Source organism: Mesorhizobium sp. CC13, assembly GCF_039907765.1.
In the GTDB taxonomy this organism is placed as follows: Bacteria; Pseudomonadota; Alphaproteobacteria; order Rhizobiales; family Rhizobiaceae; genus Aminobacter.
Genome location: NZ_JARDJI010000010.1, coordinates 154,094 through 170,640, shown reverse-complemented (window position 1 = coordinate 170,640; position 16,547 = coordinate 154,094). Strand labels below are relative to the sequence as shown.

Sequence of the window (16,547 nt, the reverse complement as noted above, 5' to 3'; positions counted from 1 at the left end):
ACAACTTCACACCAACCGAATGCGCAAACTACATCCGCAATGCCGGATACGCTTCAAACTAAATGAAACTGACTCTAAAGCAATTCCAGGAAAAGTGTGATGCGGTTTTCCGTCCGGAATTGCGTCACACCAAAGAGATGGAGCGTTTCGCGATCGAAGGAAAAGCGGAATCGCTCTAGCGGTCGGCGACGCTGACGGTGAAGCCCGCCTTGCGGAACAGTTCGACCAGCCCGTCCGGGGCGGGCAGGTGCAGCGCGCCGACGGCCATGAAGGCGCCGCCTTCGGCGAGGATCGGCGCGCCGCGCTCGACCATGGTCTTGTTGCGCGCCACCACCATTGCCTGCTCGAAGGCGCCGTAGCCCTCCTCGTCGGAGCTGGCGGAGGGTAGTGCGTTGCGGAACAGCGGCCAGAACTTGCCGGTTTCGCCGCGCTGGTAGAGCACCACCATGGTTTCGATGACGTCGTCCATGCGGTCGCCGAGCTTCAGCGTCTCGACCAGCCCCTGGATATGGAACTGCATCGGCAGCGAGGCCATGGCGCGGAGCTGGTCCGCGGCGCTCTCGAGGCCCTTGACCTCCTTGCCGGCAGCCTTCGCCTGCTGCGCCAGCAAGATGTCCAGGACCGGCGCGCCTCCCGCCTTGCGGGTGAGCTCGCAGGCCGGCAATGCCACCATCGACGACAGCATCCACGGCTTCATCTTGGCCACGCTTGCTGGGGGGATGCCGCGCGCCTCGAGCGCGTCGTTAACGATCTTGGCGTCCTCGGCCGAGAGTAGCGAGGGCAGCGTCGTGCTGTCGGTGAACATCATCAGGTCCGGCTGCTGCATCAGGCTTGCAAGCATCGCCTTCTGATCCAGCACGTCGGTGGTTTCCATGACGAAGGTCTTCGACGCGTCGAATGCCTTTTGCGCGGCCGGCTCCAGCGTGGTGACGCGCGGATCGGTGACGTGCATCGTGCCGTAAAGCCAGGACGGCTCGCGGCCGGGCTTCTCCAGCTTCCAGAGCAGGCCCTCGCCGTTGACGGTCTTCTTCGCCTCGGCCTCGATCTTTGCGAGCAGCGCCGGGTCGCTCTTGGCGAGCTCGACCAGCATATCCGAGCCGGTGCATGCCGGCGCCTGGGCGCGAGCCTGGGTGGCAAGCAGGAAGGCTGCCGCGAAGAACAGGATGAAGAACAGCACGTTGAACGCTGCAAGCAGCTTCAGCGAGACGAGCGACGCACGGTCGGCGAAGGCGACGAAACGTTTCATGCCGAAGCTGTAGCGGCCAAAAGCGGCAAAACGGTTAATGGCGCGGTGACACTTGTGCGTCTTGCCGCGCTGTTGCCTTGCCAGGCCTCAGGCGCGCGGGTGGGCGGCCTCGTAGACTTCGAGCAGGCGGGAGGTGTCGACGCCGGTATAGACCTGGGTGGTCGAGAGGCTGGCGTGGCCCAGCAGTTCCTGGATCGTCCTCAGGTCGCCGCCGCGGCCGAGCAGATGCGTAGCGAAGGAGTGGCGCAGCGCATGCGGGGTCGCGGTGTCGGGCAGGTTGAGTGCCGAGCGCAGCTTGCGCATCTCGCGCTGGATAATCGCCGGGTCGAGCGGGCCTCCACGGGCACCGCGGAACAGGGCGCCGTCGGCGCCGAGATGGTAGGGGCAGAGTTTTCGGTATTCGGCGACCGCCAGGAGGGCGACCGGCAGCACCGGCACCAGCCGGGTCTTGCCGCCCTTGCCGGTGATGCGCAGCACCGTGTCGGCGGGCGAGGCGAGTTCGGCGCCGGCGAGGCCGAGCGCCTCGGAAATGCGCAGGCCCGAACCGTAGAGCAGGGTGAGCAGGGCGGCGTTGCGGGCGGCGATCCACGGCTCCTCGGCGAGCTGTTCGCCCACCGAGACGACACGCTTGGCGTCGGCCGCCGTCAGGGGTTTGGGCAGGGATTTCGGCTGCTTCGGCGCGCGCAGCGCCGCGGAGCCGGCGGCATTGACCAGGCCCTCGCGTTCGAGGAAGCGCAGCAGCGAGCGCACGCCGGCCAGCCCTCGTCCCAGCGTACGGGCGCCGGCGCCGTCGGCGCGGCGTGTGGCGAGGAAGCCGCGCAGGTCGGCCGGGCGCAGGTCACGGATGTCGGCGATGCCGGGCGGGCCGCCATTGTGCCCGGTCAGGAACTGCAGGAACTGGCGCGTGTCGCGCTCGTAGGCCTCGACCGTCAGTGCCGACAGGCGCCTCTCGCCGGCGAGCGCCTTCAGCCAGCGCTCGCGCGCGCCCTGCAGGTCGGGTTTTGCGGCGATGAGGAATTCCTGCATTGGCAGCGGGGGTCCGATTGAATAAGTCAATATTGACTTATGAAGTTAGCAAGCGGTGAAACGGCGATGGCCAAACTCGAGAATCCAGTCCAGATGGCCGTGATCGGCGCAGCCCACGGCATCAAGGGCGAACTCAGGGTGAAGACCTTCACCGGCGACCCGCTGGCGCTGGCCGACTACGGGCTGCTCTACACCAAGGACGGCCGCAGCCTGGAGATCACGGACATCCGTCCCGCCAACAACGTGGTGGTGGTGCGATTCAAGGGCGTCAACGACCGCACTGCCGCCGAGGCACTGACCAATGTCGAACTGTTCGTCGAGCGTTCGGCGCTGCCCGACGACGCCGACGACGGCGAGTTCTACCACACCGACCTGATGGGGCTCGCTGTTCGCGACGAGACCGGCGCCACGGTCGGCAAGGTGATCGCGGTGCAGAATTTCGGCGGCGGCGACATCCTCGATATCCACTACCAGGGCCGCAAGGGCGTGCTGATCCCGTTCACCGAAGCCGCCGTGCCGGTGGTCGACATTGCCGGCGGCTTCGTCGGCATCGACACCGTCGCCGCGGGGCTGGTCGACAGCGACGACGACGAATTCGGCCCGCCGCCGGAGGAAGGCGAGTTCGATACGCGCAAGCGCGCGCGGGGACCGAAGGACGCCGGGGGCAACCGCTGATGTTCCGCGCAACCGTGCTCACGCTCTATCCGGAGATGTTCCCGGGGGCGCTGGGGATGTCGCTGGCGGGGCGCGCGCTCGAGCGCGGCGACTGGGCGCTCGAGGCGGTGCAGATCCGCGATTTCGCCACGGACAAGCACCGTACCGTGGACGACACGCCGGCCGGCGGCGGCGCCGGCATGGTGATGCGCGCCGACATCATCGCCAAGGCGATCGACCATGCCTCGCCCGAGGGCGACGAACGCCCGCGCATACTGATGAGCCCGCGCGGCAGGCCGCTGACGCAGCAGCGCGTGCGCGAACTGGCCGCCGGGCCGGGCGCGGTGATCCTGTGCGGACGCTTCGAGGGCGTCGACCAGCGCGTCATCGACGCACGGGAGCTGGAAGAAATCTCGATCGGTGACTTCATCCTGTCCGGCGGCGAGCCTGCGGCCCTGGTGCTGCTCGACGCAGTCGTGCGGCTGTTGCCGGGCGTGATGGGCAACGAGACGTCGGGCGAGGAGGAGAGTTTCGAGGGCGGGCTTTTGGAACACCCCCACTACACCCGGCCGCAGGAATTCGAGGGGCGGCCGATCCCCGAAGTGCTGACCTCAGGCAACCACGGCAAGATCGCCAAATGGCGCCGCGCCGAGGCGGAGAAGCTGACCAGGGAGCGGCGCCCGGACCTGTGGGCGGAACACGAGGCCGAGCGGTAGGGCGCCTAACCGGCCGATTTGGGCCCGGCAGGCCCGGCGCCACGCTTGGACAACCTTGAAGCCTCCGAACTGGCCAGATGGTAGGGCTGTATCAGCATTTCCGCGGAAATACGCCACTGCGCGTGAAGCCGCTGGATCATGTCGACATTGAGCATGCGTTTGCGGCTCACGATTTCCGAGGCCCGTGACGCAGAGCCCAGCACCGCGGCGAGGTCGCGTTGCTTCAAGCCCCGCAATTCCATGTACGAGACGATGGCACTCACGGGGTCTGGCGCCTCTATCGGGTAATGCTTGTCCTCATAGGCCTCGATGAGGGTCGAAAGAATGTCGAAGCGCTCGGCATCCATGCTGCCAGGCTCGGGTTCATTGTCAAAATACCTGGCAACTTCGGCGATGGCCCATTCCAGGTCCGCATCGTTGCGAATGGGGCGAATGTTTTCCATCACACCGTCTCCACGTCTATCTTGTCGTACTCGGCATGCGTTCCGACGAATTTGATCAGCACGCGCCTGAACCTGTAGCTGACATGCACCACCAGCCGGTATTTGTTGCCCGCGATGTCGAAGACAATGCGGTTGTCGGCCACAAAATCGACGTTCGCGCCGAAGAAAGCCTTTACGTCAGCCGGGCCAGTCCAGGTGGCTGTGCCTACCGCATGATACCAAGCGGTCAGCGGACGCTGCGCCTGGGGATGTTTGTCCCAGAAGTCCCGCAGCGTCTTCTTGCTCAATATCTGCATGGCTACATATAGCTAGTTCCCAATTTGGGAACAAGTAGGATATTCCCAATATGGGAAGATCGTGGCGTCCTCAGCCCTTGGTGAAATAATAGAATGCCAAAAACAGCCCGACCGCGACCACGAAGCTGCGGACAACGGCCTGCGGCACGCGCCGCGCCGTCCAGACGCCGGCATAGCCGCCGAGCGCCACGCCCGGCACCATGATCGCCGCTTCCACCCAGGCCACCACCCCGCCCGAGGCGAAGATGACGATGGCGACCGCGGCGATGACGATGGACAGCATGTTCTTCAGCGCATTCAGCCGGTGGTAGTCGCCGCCTTCGGTGAGACCGAGGGTGGCGAGCATCATCACGCCCATGCCGGCGCCGAAGAAGCCGCCATAGATCGCGGTGAAGAACTGGACGATGCGGCCGGCGCGCGAGGACGATGCACCTTCCTGTCGCTGGGCGAGTTTTTTCGGCCGGAGCCAGGGGCCGGCGGCGAAAAGCGCGGTGGCGGCGAGCAGCAGCCACGGCACCAGCGCGCCGAACGAGACATTGTCCAGCGACAGCAGGATCAGAGCGCCGGCCAGCGCGCCGACGGCGGAGATGAAGGCGAAGGCGAGGGCGCCGCGCCACATGCGCCTGATGTCGGCGAGATAGGCGTAGGTCGACGTGACGTAGCCGGGGAACTGGGCGATCGACGATGTGGCGTTGGCGGCGATCGGCGGCAGGCCGGTCATGGTCAGCGCGCCGAAGGTGAGGAAGGTGCCGCCGCCGGCGATGGCATTGACGACGCCCGACAGGAAGCCGGAGAGGAAGAGGATGGCGACGGAAACAAGCGACAAGGCTGGCCTGCGGGGTGCGTTGCGATGCAATCGTCTCTAGGCAGCGCCGGCCCACAAGGCAAGGGATGCTGCCTTTCCGGTTCTTGCCGCTGTCGCCCAGGTCAGAAAAAAGCCGCCGGAGCTTGCGCCCCGGCGGCCTTGATTCACGTGTAACGCTACGGCCGCCTTACGCGGCGAGGTCGCGCAGAACGTACTGCAGGATGCCGCCGTTCTTGAAGTAGTCGAGTTCATCAAGCGTATCGATGCGGCAGAGGATCGGAACGTCCTTCGTCGAACCGTCGGCGAAGGTGATCTTGGCGACCATCTTCTGGCGCGGCTTGATGGTCTCGAGACCCTCGATCGTCACCTGTTCGTCGCCCTTGAGGCCGAGCGTCTTCCAGGTCGTGCCCTCTTCGAAGGTGAAGGGGATCACGCCCATGCCGACCAGGTTCGAGCGGTGGATGCGCTCGAACGACTGGGCGATGACCGCGCGCACGCCGAGCAGGTTGGTGCCCTTGGCTGCCCAGTCGCGCGACGAGCCGTTGCCGTACTCGACGCCGGCGAAGATCACCAGCGGCACGCCTTCGCTGCGGTACTGCATGGCGGCGTCGTAGATCGGCATCTCTTCCTTCGACGGATAGTGGAAGGTGTAGCCACCCTCGCGGCCGTTCTCGCCCAGCATGTGGTTGCGGATGCGGATGTTGGCGAAGGTGCCGCGCATCATCACCTCATGGTTGCCGCGGCGCGTGCCGTACTGGTTGAAGTCGGCGACGCCGACGCCATTGTCCATCAGGTACTTGCCGGCAGGCGAAGCCGCCTTGATCGAACCGGCCGGGGAGATGTGGTCGGTGGTGATCTTGTCGCCGAACAGGCCGAGCACGCGCGCACCCTCGATCTTGCCGATCTGGCCGGGCTTCGAGCCCATGCCGACGAAGTAGGGCGGGTTCTGCACATAGGTCGAGTTGTCGTCCCAGGTGTAGGTCTGGCCTTCCGGCGCCTTGACGTTCTGCCAGTTCTCGTCGCCCTTGAAGACGTCGGCATACTTGCGGGCGAACAGCTCGCGAGTGACGTTCTTGGCGATGAACTCCTCGATCTCGGCGCTGGTCGGCCAGATGTCCTTGAGGAACACCGGCTTGCCGTCGCGATCCTCGCCCAGCGGCTCGGTCGTCAGATCCTTGGTGACCGTGCCGGCGAGCGCATAGGCAACCACCAGCGGCGGCGAGGCCAGGTAGTTGGCCTGCACGTCGGGCGACACGCGGCCTTCGAAGTTGCGGTTGCCCGAGAGCACGGCCGCACCGATCAGGCCCTTGTCGTTGATGGTCTTCGAGATCGGCGCCGGCAGCGGGCCGGAGTTGCCGATGCAGGTCGTGCAGCCGAAGCCGACGAGGTTGAAGCCGATCTGGTCGAGCTCCTTCTGCAGGCCAGCCTTCTCAAGGTACTCGGCAACCACCTGCGAGCCGGGAGCGAGCGAGGTCTTGACCCACGGCTTCTGCTTGAGGCCGACGCGGTTGGCGTTGCGGGCGAGCAGGCCCGCGCCGATCAGCACGCTCGGGTTCGAGGTGTTTGTGCACGACGTGATCGCGGCGATCACCACGTCGCCGTGGCCGAGGTCGAAGGTCTCGCCCTCGACGGCATAGCGCTTGGCCGTGTCGACGGTCTTCTTGTACTCGGCTTCCAGCGCGGTCGCGAAGCCCGAGGCGATGCCTTCGAGCGGGATGCGGCCTTCGGGGCGCTTCGGGCCGGCCATCGACGGAACGACTTCGGAGAGCTCGAGTTCGAGCAGGTCGGTGAACACCGGATCGGTCGACGAGGCGTCGCGCCACATGCCCTGCGCCTTGGAATACTCCTCGACGAGCGCGATGCGGTTTTCGGCGCGGCCCGACATGTTGAGGTAGCGGATGGTCTCGGAATCGACCGGAAAGAAGCCGCAGGTCGCGCCATACTCCGGCGCCATGTTGCCGATGGTGGCGCGGTCGGCCAGCGTCATGTTGGAGAGGCCGGGGCCGAAAAACTCTACGAACTTGCCGACGACGCCCTTCTTGCGCAGCATCTGGGTGACGGTCAGCACCAGGTCGGTGGCGGTGACGCCTTCCTTGAGCTTGCCGGTCAGGCGGAAGCCGATGACCTCCGGCAAAAGCATGGAGACCGGCTGACCGAGCATCGCGGCCTCGGCCTCGATGCCGCCCACGCCCCAGCCGAGCACGCCCAGACCGTTGATCATGGTGGTGTGCGAGTCAGTGCCGACGCAGGTATCCGGATAGGCGGTCGTCACGCCGTCCTCGGTGTTCGTCCAGACGGTCTGGGCGAGGTATTCGAGGTTGACCTGGTGGCAGATGCCGGTGCCGGGCGGCACGACGCGGAAGTTGCGGAACGCCTGCTGGCCCCACTTCAGGAACTTGTAGCGCTCTTCGTTGCGCTCGTATTCGAGCTCGACGTTGCGGGCGAAGGCCAGGGGGGTGCCGAATTCGTCGACGATGACCGAGTGGTCGATGACGAGGTCGACCGGAACCAGCGGGTTGATCTTCTCGGGATCGCCGCCGAGCGTCTTGATGCCGTCACGCATGGCGGCGAGGTCGACCACGGCCGGAACACCGGTGAAGTCCTGCATCAGCACGCGGGCCGGGCGATAGGCGATCTCGACGCCGGCGGTGCCCTTGTCGGTCAGCCAGCCGGCCACGGCCTGGATGGCTTCCTTGGTGACCGAGCGGCCATCTTCGTTGCGCAGCAGGTTTTCCAGCAGCACCTTCATCGAGTAAGGCAGCTGCGAGACGCCGGTCAGGCCGTTCTTCTCGGCCTCGACGAGGCTGTAGTAAACATACTCGGCCCCACCCGCGGTCAGGGTGCGGCGGCAATTGAAACTGTCGAGTGATTTGGACACGTGCGATCCATCCTTGTCTGTTCAGCCTACACGGGAACGGACTCCGATGGCATGCAATCACGCGCAAAGGTGCGGGTACGGCCATTTCCGCTGTCCGCTCCCAAGCAACCCGAGCCGTTCAAGGCGGCGCGTGCGCTGGTTCGGCGCATATTCTGTTTCCATGCCGACCGCTGGCATGGTCGAGTGGCATATAGAGAATTTCCTGGAATAGTTCTAGACGGAGAATCGCCTAATTTGCTGCGACGCAAGACAGCGGCAAACCGGCTTCGGCGACGGGGGAAGCATGCGGCTGATCGCCGATGATCTGAGCGGGGAAAGGGGCGGCGAAACGGTTTTCGCCGGCGTCGGTTTCGCGCTCGGAAACGGCGAGGCGCTCACCGTCACCGGGCCCAACGGCTCAGGCAAGTCGACCCTTCTGCGCGTCGTCGCCGGCCTGCTGCCGCACGCCCACGGGCGAATCGCCGTCGAGGGCGGCGGCGAGGATTTCCCGACGGTTGCGTCCGCGTGCCACTATCTCGGCCACCAGAACGCAATGAAGGCGGCGCTGACGGTCTCCGAGAACCTGGAGTTCTGGCAAAGCTTTGCCGGCAACGGCAAGCTCGGCATCACTGAAGCGCTGGAGGACGTCGGCCTCGACGGCCTCGGCCATCTGCCCTTCGGCTATCTCTCGACCGGCCAGAAGCGCCGCGCCGCGATCGCCAAGCTGCTCATCAGCCATCGCCCGGTCTGGCTTCTGGACGAGCCGACCGCAGGCCTCGACAAGGCGTCCGAAGCGCAGTTCGCCGCCCTCATGCGCGACCATTGCCAGGCCGGCGGCATCATCGTCGCCGCGACCCACCTGCCCTTGGGGCTGGAAGGGGCGAAGACGCTGGAGATGGGGCGGGCGCATGTCTGAAAGCTCCGCGCTTCTTCGCACCCCCCTCTGTCCTGCCGGACATCTCCCCCGCAAGGGAGGAGATTGGCAGCTCCAGCCTTGCCGCCATTCCTGCACCATTGGCGATTGGCGACGACCGGCCCACAGCGTGATCTCCCCCCTTGCGGGGGAGATGTCCGGCAGGACAGAGGGGGGTGCGAAGAAGCGCGACCTTTCCGCCCAGATCAATGGAAGGCAGCTCTCATGCTAGCCCTCTATCTCCGCGACCTCAGGATGGGCGTCCGCGCCGGCGGCGGGGCGCTGACCGGCGTGCTGTTCTTCCTTGCCGTCATCGTCACCATCCCCTTCGGCGTCGGCCCCGACCTCAACCTGCTCGCCCGCATCGGTCCGGCCATCCTCTGGATCGGCGCGCTGCTCGCCAGCCTGCTCGGCCTCGACCGGCTGTTCCAGGCGGACCGCGAGGACGGCTCGCTCGACCTTTTGGTGCTCAACGCCGACCGGCACGTGCTGGCGCTGACCGTCTTCGTCAAATGCCTGGCCCACTGGACGGCGAGCGTGCTGCCGCTTGTCGTCGCCGCCCCGATGCTCGGCCTGTTCATGAACATGGAACCCGTCGGCATCGGCGCCGCCGCTCTCACCCTGCTCGTCGGCACGCCGGCGATCGTCTTCGTCGGCGCCGCCGGTGCGGCGGTCACCGTCGCCCTGCCGCGCGGCGGGCTGCTGATCTCGGTATTGATCCTGCCGCTGGTCATTCCAGTGCTGATCTTCGGCGTCACCGCCGCCTATGGCGCGGTCAACGACCCTGACCCGTTCATGCCGCCCTTCGTGATCCTCTGTGCGCTGACCCTGTTCCTTGCCGTCATCGGCCCGCTGGCGGCCGCCGTGGCGCTGCATTCGGGCACCGACTGAACATCTGTCCGGCGATCACGATCGCTTCATCGCGGCCGGGTGCGGCGCGACGTCCGATTGCATGCGCGCGCGCTCATGGCTAATTGAAGCGTGGTCGGAAAGATTGTCATGTTTGAACTTTGTCAGCGGACTGCCGCCCGATGAGCCCACACGCCCTCTACGTCACGGCGGCTTACGGCGCTTCGGCCCTGGCCATAGCCGGCCTGGTCCTGTGGATCCTCTTCGACCAGCGCGCCCGCAAGCGCGAGCTGGCGGAACTCGAAGCCGCCGGCCATCGCCGCCGCTCGGACCGCAGCGGAGCCCGTCCATGAGCATCGAAACCGAAAATCCGCCACGCCCGCGCAAGCTGTTCATCCTGCTGCCGCTGCTGCTCTTCCTGGCGCTGGCGGGCGTGTTCCTGGCCCAGCTCCTGTCCGGCCGCAACCTTGCTGTGGTGCCGTCGGCGCTGATCGGCCAGGCGGCGCCGAAGACAGAGCTGCCGCCGCTCGAGGGCGTGTCGCTGCCCGGCCTCAACTCGGTGGATTTCATCGGCAAGGTGACGCTGGTCAATGTGTGGGCGTCGTGGTGCGCACCCTGCCGCGAGGAGCATCCGGTGATCGTCGAGCTGTCCAAGGACCAGCGCGTGACGGTGGCGGGGTTCAACTACAAGGACAAGCCCGAGAACGCCCGCCGCTTCCTCGGCGAGCTCGGCAATCCCTTCGACGTCCTGGGCGTGGACCCGAAGGGTCGCTCGGCGATCGACTGGGGTGTCTACGGAATCCCCGAGACCTTCCTGGTCGGCAAGGACGGCAAGGTCGCGTTCAAGCATGTCGGCCCGATGACGCCGGAATCGGTACGGGCGACCCTCATGCCGGAAATCGAGAAGGCGCTGGCCGCGCAGTAGTCGAATTCGCTCAGGTTACGGACGCGCCGTTACGGACGCGCCGTTCGGGTTAGCCGTAAACCTGCTTGAAGGCCTGGTACAGCATCTCGCTGCGGTCGGCGCGCATATCGGCGAGGTCGCGGCCCGAGAAGCTGTCGATCTCGGCGACGAGGCGCTTGTACTGCTTGCGCTTGGCGGCGCTCTGACGCGCGCGGCTCAGAAGGCTGTCGAAGAACATGGTTCCGTTCCTTTCATCCGCCGCACGTTGCGGCGCGATATGACCTCCCTGATCGATCTCAGGATGACATAGGAACTGCTGCACTGCAAAATAAGATGCTGCAACGCAGCAATGCGCCTTGCGCATGGCGCATTAACGAGGGGTTGGGATTTCGGGCAACCCGGCCTATTTGCCGGGCTGCTCCTCCAGCGAATGGCGCATGATCAGCGGCATCTGGCTGAAGGTGAAAAGCAGCGTGATCGGCATGATGCCCCACACCTTGAAGGCCACCCAGGTGTCGGTCGAGAAACTGCGCCACACCACCTCGTTGACCACCGCGAGGAACAGGAAGAACAGCCCCCAGCGGAAGGTGAGCTTGCGCCAGCCCTCGGCGTCGAGCTTGAAGGCGGAATCGAAGACGTAGCCGAGCAGCGACTTGCCGAACAGCAGTCCGCCGAGCAGGATGACCCCGAACAGCGTGTTGACGATGGTCGGCTTCATCTTGATGAAGACGTCGTCCTGCAGATAGAGCGTCAGCGCGCCGAACACGAAGACCACCGCGCCCGACAGCAGCGGCATGATCGGCAGCGACCGGGTCAGCGTCCACGAGGCTGCCAGTGCGATCGCCGTGGCGGCCATGAACAGGCCGGTGGCGATGAAGATCGGCCCGCCGAGATCGGCCAGCGCCGGGAAGCGGGCCGCGAGCCATTCGCCGCGGGCATTGGCGAAGAAGAACACCACCAGCGGCCCGAGTTCCAGCACCAGCTTGAGCAGCGGGCTGACCTCCTGCTTCTTGCGCTGCGGATCGGAGGGGTCGCGTTCGAGGATGGGTGCGTTCATGGCTTCCTGGCTTCCGATCGTTTCCGGCTAGCGGAAACGCATCAGGCGACTCCCGCGATCGCCTTGGCGAAATCGCTCGCCGAAAATGGTTCGAGATCGTCGACCTGCTCGCCGACGCCGATGAAATAGACCGGCAGTCTATGTTTGGCCGCGATTGCGACCAAAATACCGCCGCGCGCCGTGCCGTCGAGTTTTGTCATCACCAGGCCGTTGACGCCCGCCACATTGCGGAAGATCTCGACCTGGTTGAGCGCGTTCTGGCCGGTGGTGGCGTCGACCGTCTGCAGCACCGTGTGCGGCGCCTCGGGGTCGAGCTTGCCGAGCACGCGCACGATCTTCGCGAGCTCGGCCATCAGCTCGGCCTTGTTCTGCAGGCGGCCGGCCGTGTCGATGATCAGCACGTCCGAGCCCGCTTCCCTGGCCTTCTCGAAGGCGTCGTAGGCGAGGCCCGCGGCGTCCGCCCCGAGCTTGGTGGCGATGACGGGCGACTTCGTCCGCTCGCCCCAGATCTTCAGCTGCTCGATGGCCGCGGCACGGAACGTGTCGCCGGCGGCGAGCATCACCGACAGCCCGCCTTCGGTCAGCTTGGCGGCGAGCTTGCCGATGGTGGTGGTCTTGCCGGTGCCGTTGACGCCGACGACCAGGATGACATGCGGCTTGTGCGAGAGGTCGAGCTCCAGCGGCAGCGCCACCGGCTTCAGCACCTTCTCGACCTCGACCGCCATGATCGAGCGGACCTCGTGGTCGGACACGTCCTTTCCGTAGCGGCTCGACGCCAGCGCATCGGTGACGCGCAGCGCCGTCTCGACGCCGAGATCGGCGCGGATCAGTACGTCCTCGAGGTCCTGCAGCGTGTCTTCGTCGAGCTTCCGCTTGGTGAAGATGCCGGCGATGTTGCCGGAAAGCTCCTTCGACGAACGCGACAGGCCCTGGCGCAAGCGCTGGAACCACGACAGGCGCGGCTTCGGCGCAGCCGCCTCGACCACCTCGGCCTTCTGCTCGACCTTCTTCTGGACGGTGACCTTGCCGGCGGATGGCTTTGGCTCTGCCGCGGGAACCGCCGGTTCGGGCGCTGCCTCCACGGGTGCCCGCTCGGCAATGGTTTCGCGCAGCGCTGCGACCGGCGCGACCTCCTCTCCCCCCTTGAGGGGGAGATGGTCCGAAGGACCAGAGGGGGTCGTCTCTGCAACGCGCGGCGTCGCGTCCGGCGATTCGGCAACCCCACCCGGCCGCTGCGCGGCCACCCTCCCCTCAAGGGGGAGGGGAATCGCAGGCTCCGGCTCGGGCGCGCGCATCGTCGGTTCGGGCGCGGAAGGCGCCGGGCGAGCAGGAATTTCTTCCGGCGGTTCGGGCGAGGCCGGCTCTGCCGGCGGCAGCGGAACTTCAGCCGGTGCTGGCTCGGGTTCTGTCGGCGCAGGCTCAGGCTCGACCGGGCTCGGCGCAGGCACGGGCTGCTCGGCGGGCTTTTCAGGCTCGACGGCAGGAACTTCTGGTTCCGGAGCGGGCTTCGGCTCTTCCGGCGGAACAGGCTGTGGTGCAGGCTCAGCCGGAGCAGGCTGCTCGGCCGGTTTGGGTGCGGGCACTATGGGTGGCGCAGGCGGTGCTTCCGGAGCCGGTTCCGGCTTCGGTTCCTCGGCCGGTGTGTCCGGAACAACAGGCGTGTCCGCTGCCGCCGCCACCGCCACCTCTTCCGTCGGCTTCAACGCTTCCAGCGCGTCGAAATTCAGCGGCGGCAGGACCTCGTTCTCGGCCGGCTGCTCGACGGTCTCCTTCTTGCCGAAAGAGAAGACTTTCTTGATGAACCCGAATGCCATGCGGTCGCTTTCGTCAGGCCGCGCGTGCGGCGGCCGGTGCCGCGGTCAGTCGCTCGCCGTCGTGCCCGGCGATGTCGACCTCGACGATTTCGCCCGCAGCACCCTGGTCGAGCGCAACGAGGGTGAAGCCTTCCGTGCGTCCGAGCCCCTCGCGCTCGACGAGCACCTTCTGGTGCGAGCCCTCGAGGGCGTCGAGATGGCGTTTGTAGGCGGCGTCGCCTGTGGCGCGCAGGCGCGCGGCGCGCTGCTTGACGATCTCGCGGCGAACCTGCGGCATGCGCGCGGCAGGTGTTCCTTCGCGCGGGGAAAACGGGAAGACGTGGAGATGGGTCAGCCCGCACTCCTCGACGATGCGGATCGAGTTCTCGAACATCTCGTCGGTTTCGGTCGGGAAGCCGGCGATGATGTCGGCGCCGAAGACGATGTCGGGGCGAAGCTTGCGCACGTCGGTGCAGAACTTTATCGACTGGTCGCGCAGATGGCGGCGCTTCATGCGCTTCAGGATCATGTCGTCGCCCGACTGCAGCGACAGATGCAGGTGCGGCATCAGCCGCGCCTCGGTCGCCACGGCCTCCAGCAAATCCTCGTCGGCCTCGATGGAATCGATCGAGGAGAGGCGCAGCCGGCGCAGGTCGGGCACCTGGCGCAGGATGGTCTTGACCAGCTTGCCGAGACGCGGCGCGCCCGGCAGGTCGGCGCCGTAGCTGGTCATGTCGACGCCCGACAGCACCAATTCGGCATAGCCGTTGCCGGCGAGCCGCTTGATCTGCTCGACGACAGCGCCCATCGGCACCGAGCGCGAATTGCCGCGGCCATAGGGGATGATGCAGAAGGTGCAGCGGTGGTCGCAGCCGTTCTGCACCTGCACGAAGGCGCGGGCGCGCCCCTCGATCGCATCGACCATATGGCCGGCGGTCTCGCGCACGGAAAAGATGTCGTTGACGCGGGCCTTCTCGAAATCGTTGACGCCGAAGTCCGGCAGCGCCCGATAATTGTGCGCCTTGAGCTTTTCCTCGTTGCCCAGCACGAGGTCGACCTCGGCCATGTCGGTGAAGGCCGCCGGATCGGTCTGCGCCGCACAGCCGGTGACGATGATGCGCGCGTCGGGGTTCTCGCGCCGCGCCTTGCGGATCGACTGCTTGGCCTGGCGCACGGCTTCGCTGGTCACCGCGCAGGTGTTGAAGATGACCGCGCCGCCCTTGAGCTCCTCGAGCCCGGCGGCCTTGGCCTCGCGCTTCATCACCTCGGATTCGTAGGTGTTGAGGCGGCAGCCGAAGGTAACGACATCCACCGCCATCAGGCGACGTCCTGCTGGTCGCGGCGCCAGGCGCCGGTGGCGGGATCGAAGCTGCCGGAGAATTCCCACTCGGCCGGGCCGGTCATGACCACGTGGTCGTCGGCGCGCCAATCGATCTTGAGCGTCCCGCCGCTCGGCACGGTGACCGTGACAATGCGCCCGGTGCGGCCGGTGCGTGCGGCCGAAACGGCAGCCGCGCAGGTCGCCGAACCGCAGGCCAAGGTCAGGCCGGCGCCGCGTTCCCAGGTGCGCAGGTTCAGCGTCTCGCGCGACGTCACCTGCGCGATCGAGATGTTGGCGCGCTCGGGGAAGATCGGGTGATTTTCGAGCAGCGGGCCGAAACGGTCGAGATCATAGGACCAGACGTCGTTGTCGACCCAGAAGATGGCGTGCGGGTTGCCCATCGAGGCGACCGAGGGCGAGTGCAGCAGCGGCGCATCGATCGGCCCGATCTGCAGCTCGATGGCGCGCGTGTCGCGGAACTCCTCGGCCAGCGGAATGTCCTGCCAGCCGAAGTGCGGAATGCCCATGTCGACCGAGATCGAGCCGTCCTCATGCTCCTCGGCATTGAGGATGCCGGCAACCGTCTCGAAGGTGAACAGCTTCTGGCCGGTCTCGGCGGCGAGCGCCTGGACGACGCAGCGCATGCCGTTGCCGCAGGCCTGCGCCATGGTGCCGTCGGAATTGATGATAGCGATGTAGTTCGCGGTGCCCGGCGTGCGTGGGTCGTGGATCGCCATGATCTGGTCGAACTTGGTCGCCGCATCGGCGGCCAGCGCGATCGCCGCGGCGGGGGTAACGCGGTCCGCACGGCCGCGCATGTCGGCGACGATGATGTCGTTGCCGAGCCCGTTCATCTTGGCGAAAGGGGCCTCATTGGCCATGGCGAAAAATTCTCGCGGCTGTTTGGCGCCTATATGGCGGAAAGCTCGCGGAATTACCAGTGTTGGCGGGCTCTGGGGCGTGCTGCGACAAATTTGCAACAATTTCATACGCAAACCCTATTTTAACCATATCGGGTTGAAATTCTGCCAACTTCGCCGCTTTAGAGGCGAGCTATCGACCACGCGGGGGCGCCTCCCAGGAACCGCCCCGATGGAGGGACTGCAATGGCACTATCGAACCCTGGCCTGCTGGCCGCATCGCTGATCACGCTGATGACTGTGGCCGGCTGCACCAGTTCGCGCCTTTCCTCGATGGACTCCCAGCCGGCACCGCTGCCGCCGGCTCCTGCCGGCACCGTGACCAGCGGCCAGCTGCCGCCGCCCGCGGCGCCCGGCACGGCGAGCGCCTCGCAGTTCCCGGCGGCACCGCAGACCCAGGTCGCGGCCCTGCCGACGGATGGCGGCGCGGCCGCGGCCAACGCACCCGATCTTACCGCCGCCAGCGTTGCCGGCGTGTGGAGCGCCTCGGTTTCCGGCCAGAGCTGCAAGGTGGCCACCCCGCAGACCAAGTTCGGCCAGGGCTTCCGCGCCGGTCCGCTGCGCTGCCCGGCTCCGGTCGACGGCGTCAGGTCGTGGAACGTCTCGGGCAAGCAGCTGACGCTCTACGACGATGCCGGCTCGCCGCTGGCACGCCTCTATGCGTCGGGTGAGGGCCGCTTCGACGGCCAGACCTCCAACGGCCTGCCGATCTCGCTCAACCGCTGACGCGGCGTCTCCTCCCGCGGT

The 16,547-nt window shown here is 66.5% G+C and carries 18 protein-coding genes; 7 read left to right on the top strand and 11 right to left on the bottom strand.

Annotated features, from left to right (window positions below; translation table 11 throughout):
• Positions 1-175 precede the first annotated feature (175 nt).
• Together PV773_RS15510 and PV773_RS15505 are read right to left on the bottom strand one after the other, a co-directional pair.
• The gene (locus PV773_RS15510; RefSeq protein WP_347967215.1) at positions 176-1,246 is read right to left on the bottom strand and encodes a TraB/GumN family protein; all 1,071 of its coding nucleotides are present in this window, start codon (positions 1,244-1,246) and stop codon (positions 176-178) included.
• A gap of 87 nt (positions 1,247-1,333) precedes the next feature.
• A complete protein-coding gene (locus PV773_RS15505; protein WP_347967214.1) occupies positions 1,334-2,272 on the bottom strand; it encodes a tyrosine recombinase XerC in 939 nt (312 codons plus the stop codon).
• A 66-nt stretch (positions 2,273-2,338) separates the two neighbouring features.
• Here PV773_RS15505 and rimM point away from each other — a divergent pair, with 66 nt between their 5' ends.
• Positions 2,339-2,947: a ribosome maturation factor RimM gene (gene rimM / locus PV773_RS15500; RefSeq protein ID WP_347967213.1), complete on the top strand. Its 609-nt coding sequence runs from the start codon at positions 2,339-2,341 to the stop codon at positions 2,945-2,947.
• Positions 2,944-3,642 carry a tRNA (guanosine(37)-N1)-methyltransferase TrmD gene (gene trmD, locus PV773_RS15495; RefSeq protein WP_347967222.1) on the top strand — a complete coding sequence of 233 codons (699 nt, stop codon included), beginning with the start codon at positions 2,944-2,946 and terminating at the stop codon, positions 3,640-3,642. The genes rimM and trmD overlap by 4 nt, the downstream gene beginning before the upstream one ends.
• Before the next feature lie 5 nt (positions 3,643-3,647).
• Here the strand turns inward: trmD and PV773_RS15490 are convergent, their stop codons facing one another.
• The 4 genes from PV773_RS15490 to acnA all read right to left on the bottom strand — a co-directional run bounded on the left by PV773_RS15490 (position 3,648) and on the right by acnA (position 8,064).
• Positions 3,648-4,085, bottom strand: a complete 438-nt coding sequence (locus PV773_RS15490; protein ID WP_347967212.1) for a type II toxin-antitoxin system HigA family antitoxin — start codon at positions 4,083-4,085, stop codon at positions 3,648-3,650.
• Positions 4,085-4,381, bottom strand: a complete 297-nt coding sequence (locus PV773_RS15485; RefSeq protein ID WP_347967211.1) for a type II toxin-antitoxin system HigB family toxin — start codon at positions 4,379-4,381, stop codon at positions 4,085-4,087. Before PV773_RS15485 ends, PV773_RS15490 begins: the two co-directional genes overlap by 1 nt.
• A 70-nt stretch (positions 4,382-4,451) precedes the next feature.
• Complete coding sequence (locus PV773_RS15480; protein ID WP_347967210.1) at positions 4,452-5,207, bottom strand: sulfite exporter TauE/SafE family protein; 756 nt, start codon at positions 5,205-5,207, stop codon at positions 4,452-4,454.
• A gap of 166 nt (positions 5,208-5,373) precedes the next feature.
• On the bottom strand, positions 5,374-8,064 hold the full coding sequence (gene acnA, locus PV773_RS15475) for an aconitate hydratase AcnA (RefSeq protein ID WP_347967209.1): 2,691 nt from the start codon (positions 8,062-8,064) through the stop codon (positions 5,374-5,376).
• A 283-nt stretch (positions 8,065-8,347) separates the two neighbouring features.
• Between acnA and ccmA the strand changes: the two genes are divergently transcribed.
• From ccmA to PV773_RS15455, 4 genes are all read left to right on the top strand, one after another.
• Positions 8,348-8,959 carry a heme ABC exporter ATP-binding protein CcmA gene (ccmA, locus tag PV773_RS15470; RefSeq protein ID WP_347967208.1) on the top strand — a complete coding sequence of 204 codons (612 nt, stop codon included), beginning with the start codon at positions 8,348-8,350 and terminating at the stop codon, positions 8,957-8,959.
• 222 nt (positions 8,960-9,181) lie between these two features.
• Complete coding sequence (gene ccmB, locus PV773_RS15465; protein WP_347967207.1) at positions 9,182-9,847, top strand: heme exporter protein CcmB; 666 nt, start codon at positions 9,182-9,184, stop codon at positions 9,845-9,847.
• A gap of 140 nt (positions 9,848-9,987) precedes the next feature.
• Positions 9,988-10,158, top strand: a complete 171-nt coding sequence (gene ccmD / locus PV773_RS15460) for a heme exporter protein CcmD (protein ID WP_347967206.1) — start codon at positions 9,988-9,990, stop codon at positions 10,156-10,158.
• Entirely contained in the window at positions 10,155-10,730 is a 576-nt protein-coding gene (locus PV773_RS15455) for a DsbE family thiol:disulfide interchange protein (protein WP_347967205.1), read from the top strand. The genes ccmD and PV773_RS15455 overlap by 4 nt, the downstream gene beginning before the upstream one ends.
• A 49-nt stretch (positions 10,731-10,779) precedes the next feature.
• Here PV773_RS15455 and PV773_RS15450 read toward each other — a convergent pair whose 3' ends face one another.
• The 5 genes from PV773_RS15450 to dapF form a co-directional block, all read right to left on the bottom strand.
• Positions 10,780-10,947, bottom strand: coding sequence for a hypothetical protein (locus PV773_RS15450; RefSeq protein WP_340040837.1), 168 nt, complete (start codon positions 10,945-10,947; stop codon positions 10,780-10,782).
• A 165-nt stretch (positions 10,948-11,112) separates the two neighbouring features.
• Positions 11,113-11,766: a septation protein A gene (locus PV773_RS15445; RefSeq protein ID WP_347967204.1), complete on the bottom strand. Its 654-nt coding sequence runs from the start codon at positions 11,764-11,766 to the stop codon at positions 11,113-11,115.
• Positions 11,767-11,807: 41 nt separating this feature from the next.
• Positions 11,808-13,580: a signal recognition particle-docking protein FtsY gene (gene ftsY / locus PV773_RS15440; RefSeq protein ID WP_347967203.1), complete on the bottom strand. Its 1,773-nt coding sequence runs from the start codon at positions 13,578-13,580 to the stop codon at positions 11,808-11,810.
• Between the two features lie 13 nt (positions 13,581-13,593).
• Complete coding sequence (gene mtaB / locus PV773_RS15435; RefSeq protein WP_347967202.1) at positions 13,594-14,877, bottom strand: tRNA (N(6)-L-threonylcarbamoyladenosine(37)-C(2))-methylthiotransferase MtaB; 1,284 nt, start codon at positions 14,875-14,877, stop codon at positions 13,594-13,596.
• Positions 14,877-15,761 (bottom strand): diaminopimelate epimerase, encoded by an 885-nt coding sequence (gene dapF, locus PV773_RS15430; RefSeq protein WP_347967201.1) that lies wholly within the window; start codon positions 15,759-15,761, stop codon positions 14,877-14,879. Before dapF ends, mtaB begins: the two co-directional genes overlap by 1 nt.
• A 225-nt stretch (positions 15,762-15,986) precedes the next feature.
• On the opposite strand from dapF, the gene PV773_RS15425 reads away from it, so the two are divergent.
• Positions 15,987-16,526 (top strand): protease inhibitor Inh/omp19 family protein, encoded by a 540-nt coding sequence (locus PV773_RS15425; RefSeq protein ID WP_347967200.1) that lies wholly within the window; start codon positions 15,987-15,989, stop codon positions 16,524-16,526.
• Positions 16,527-16,547: the final 21 nt, after the last annotated feature.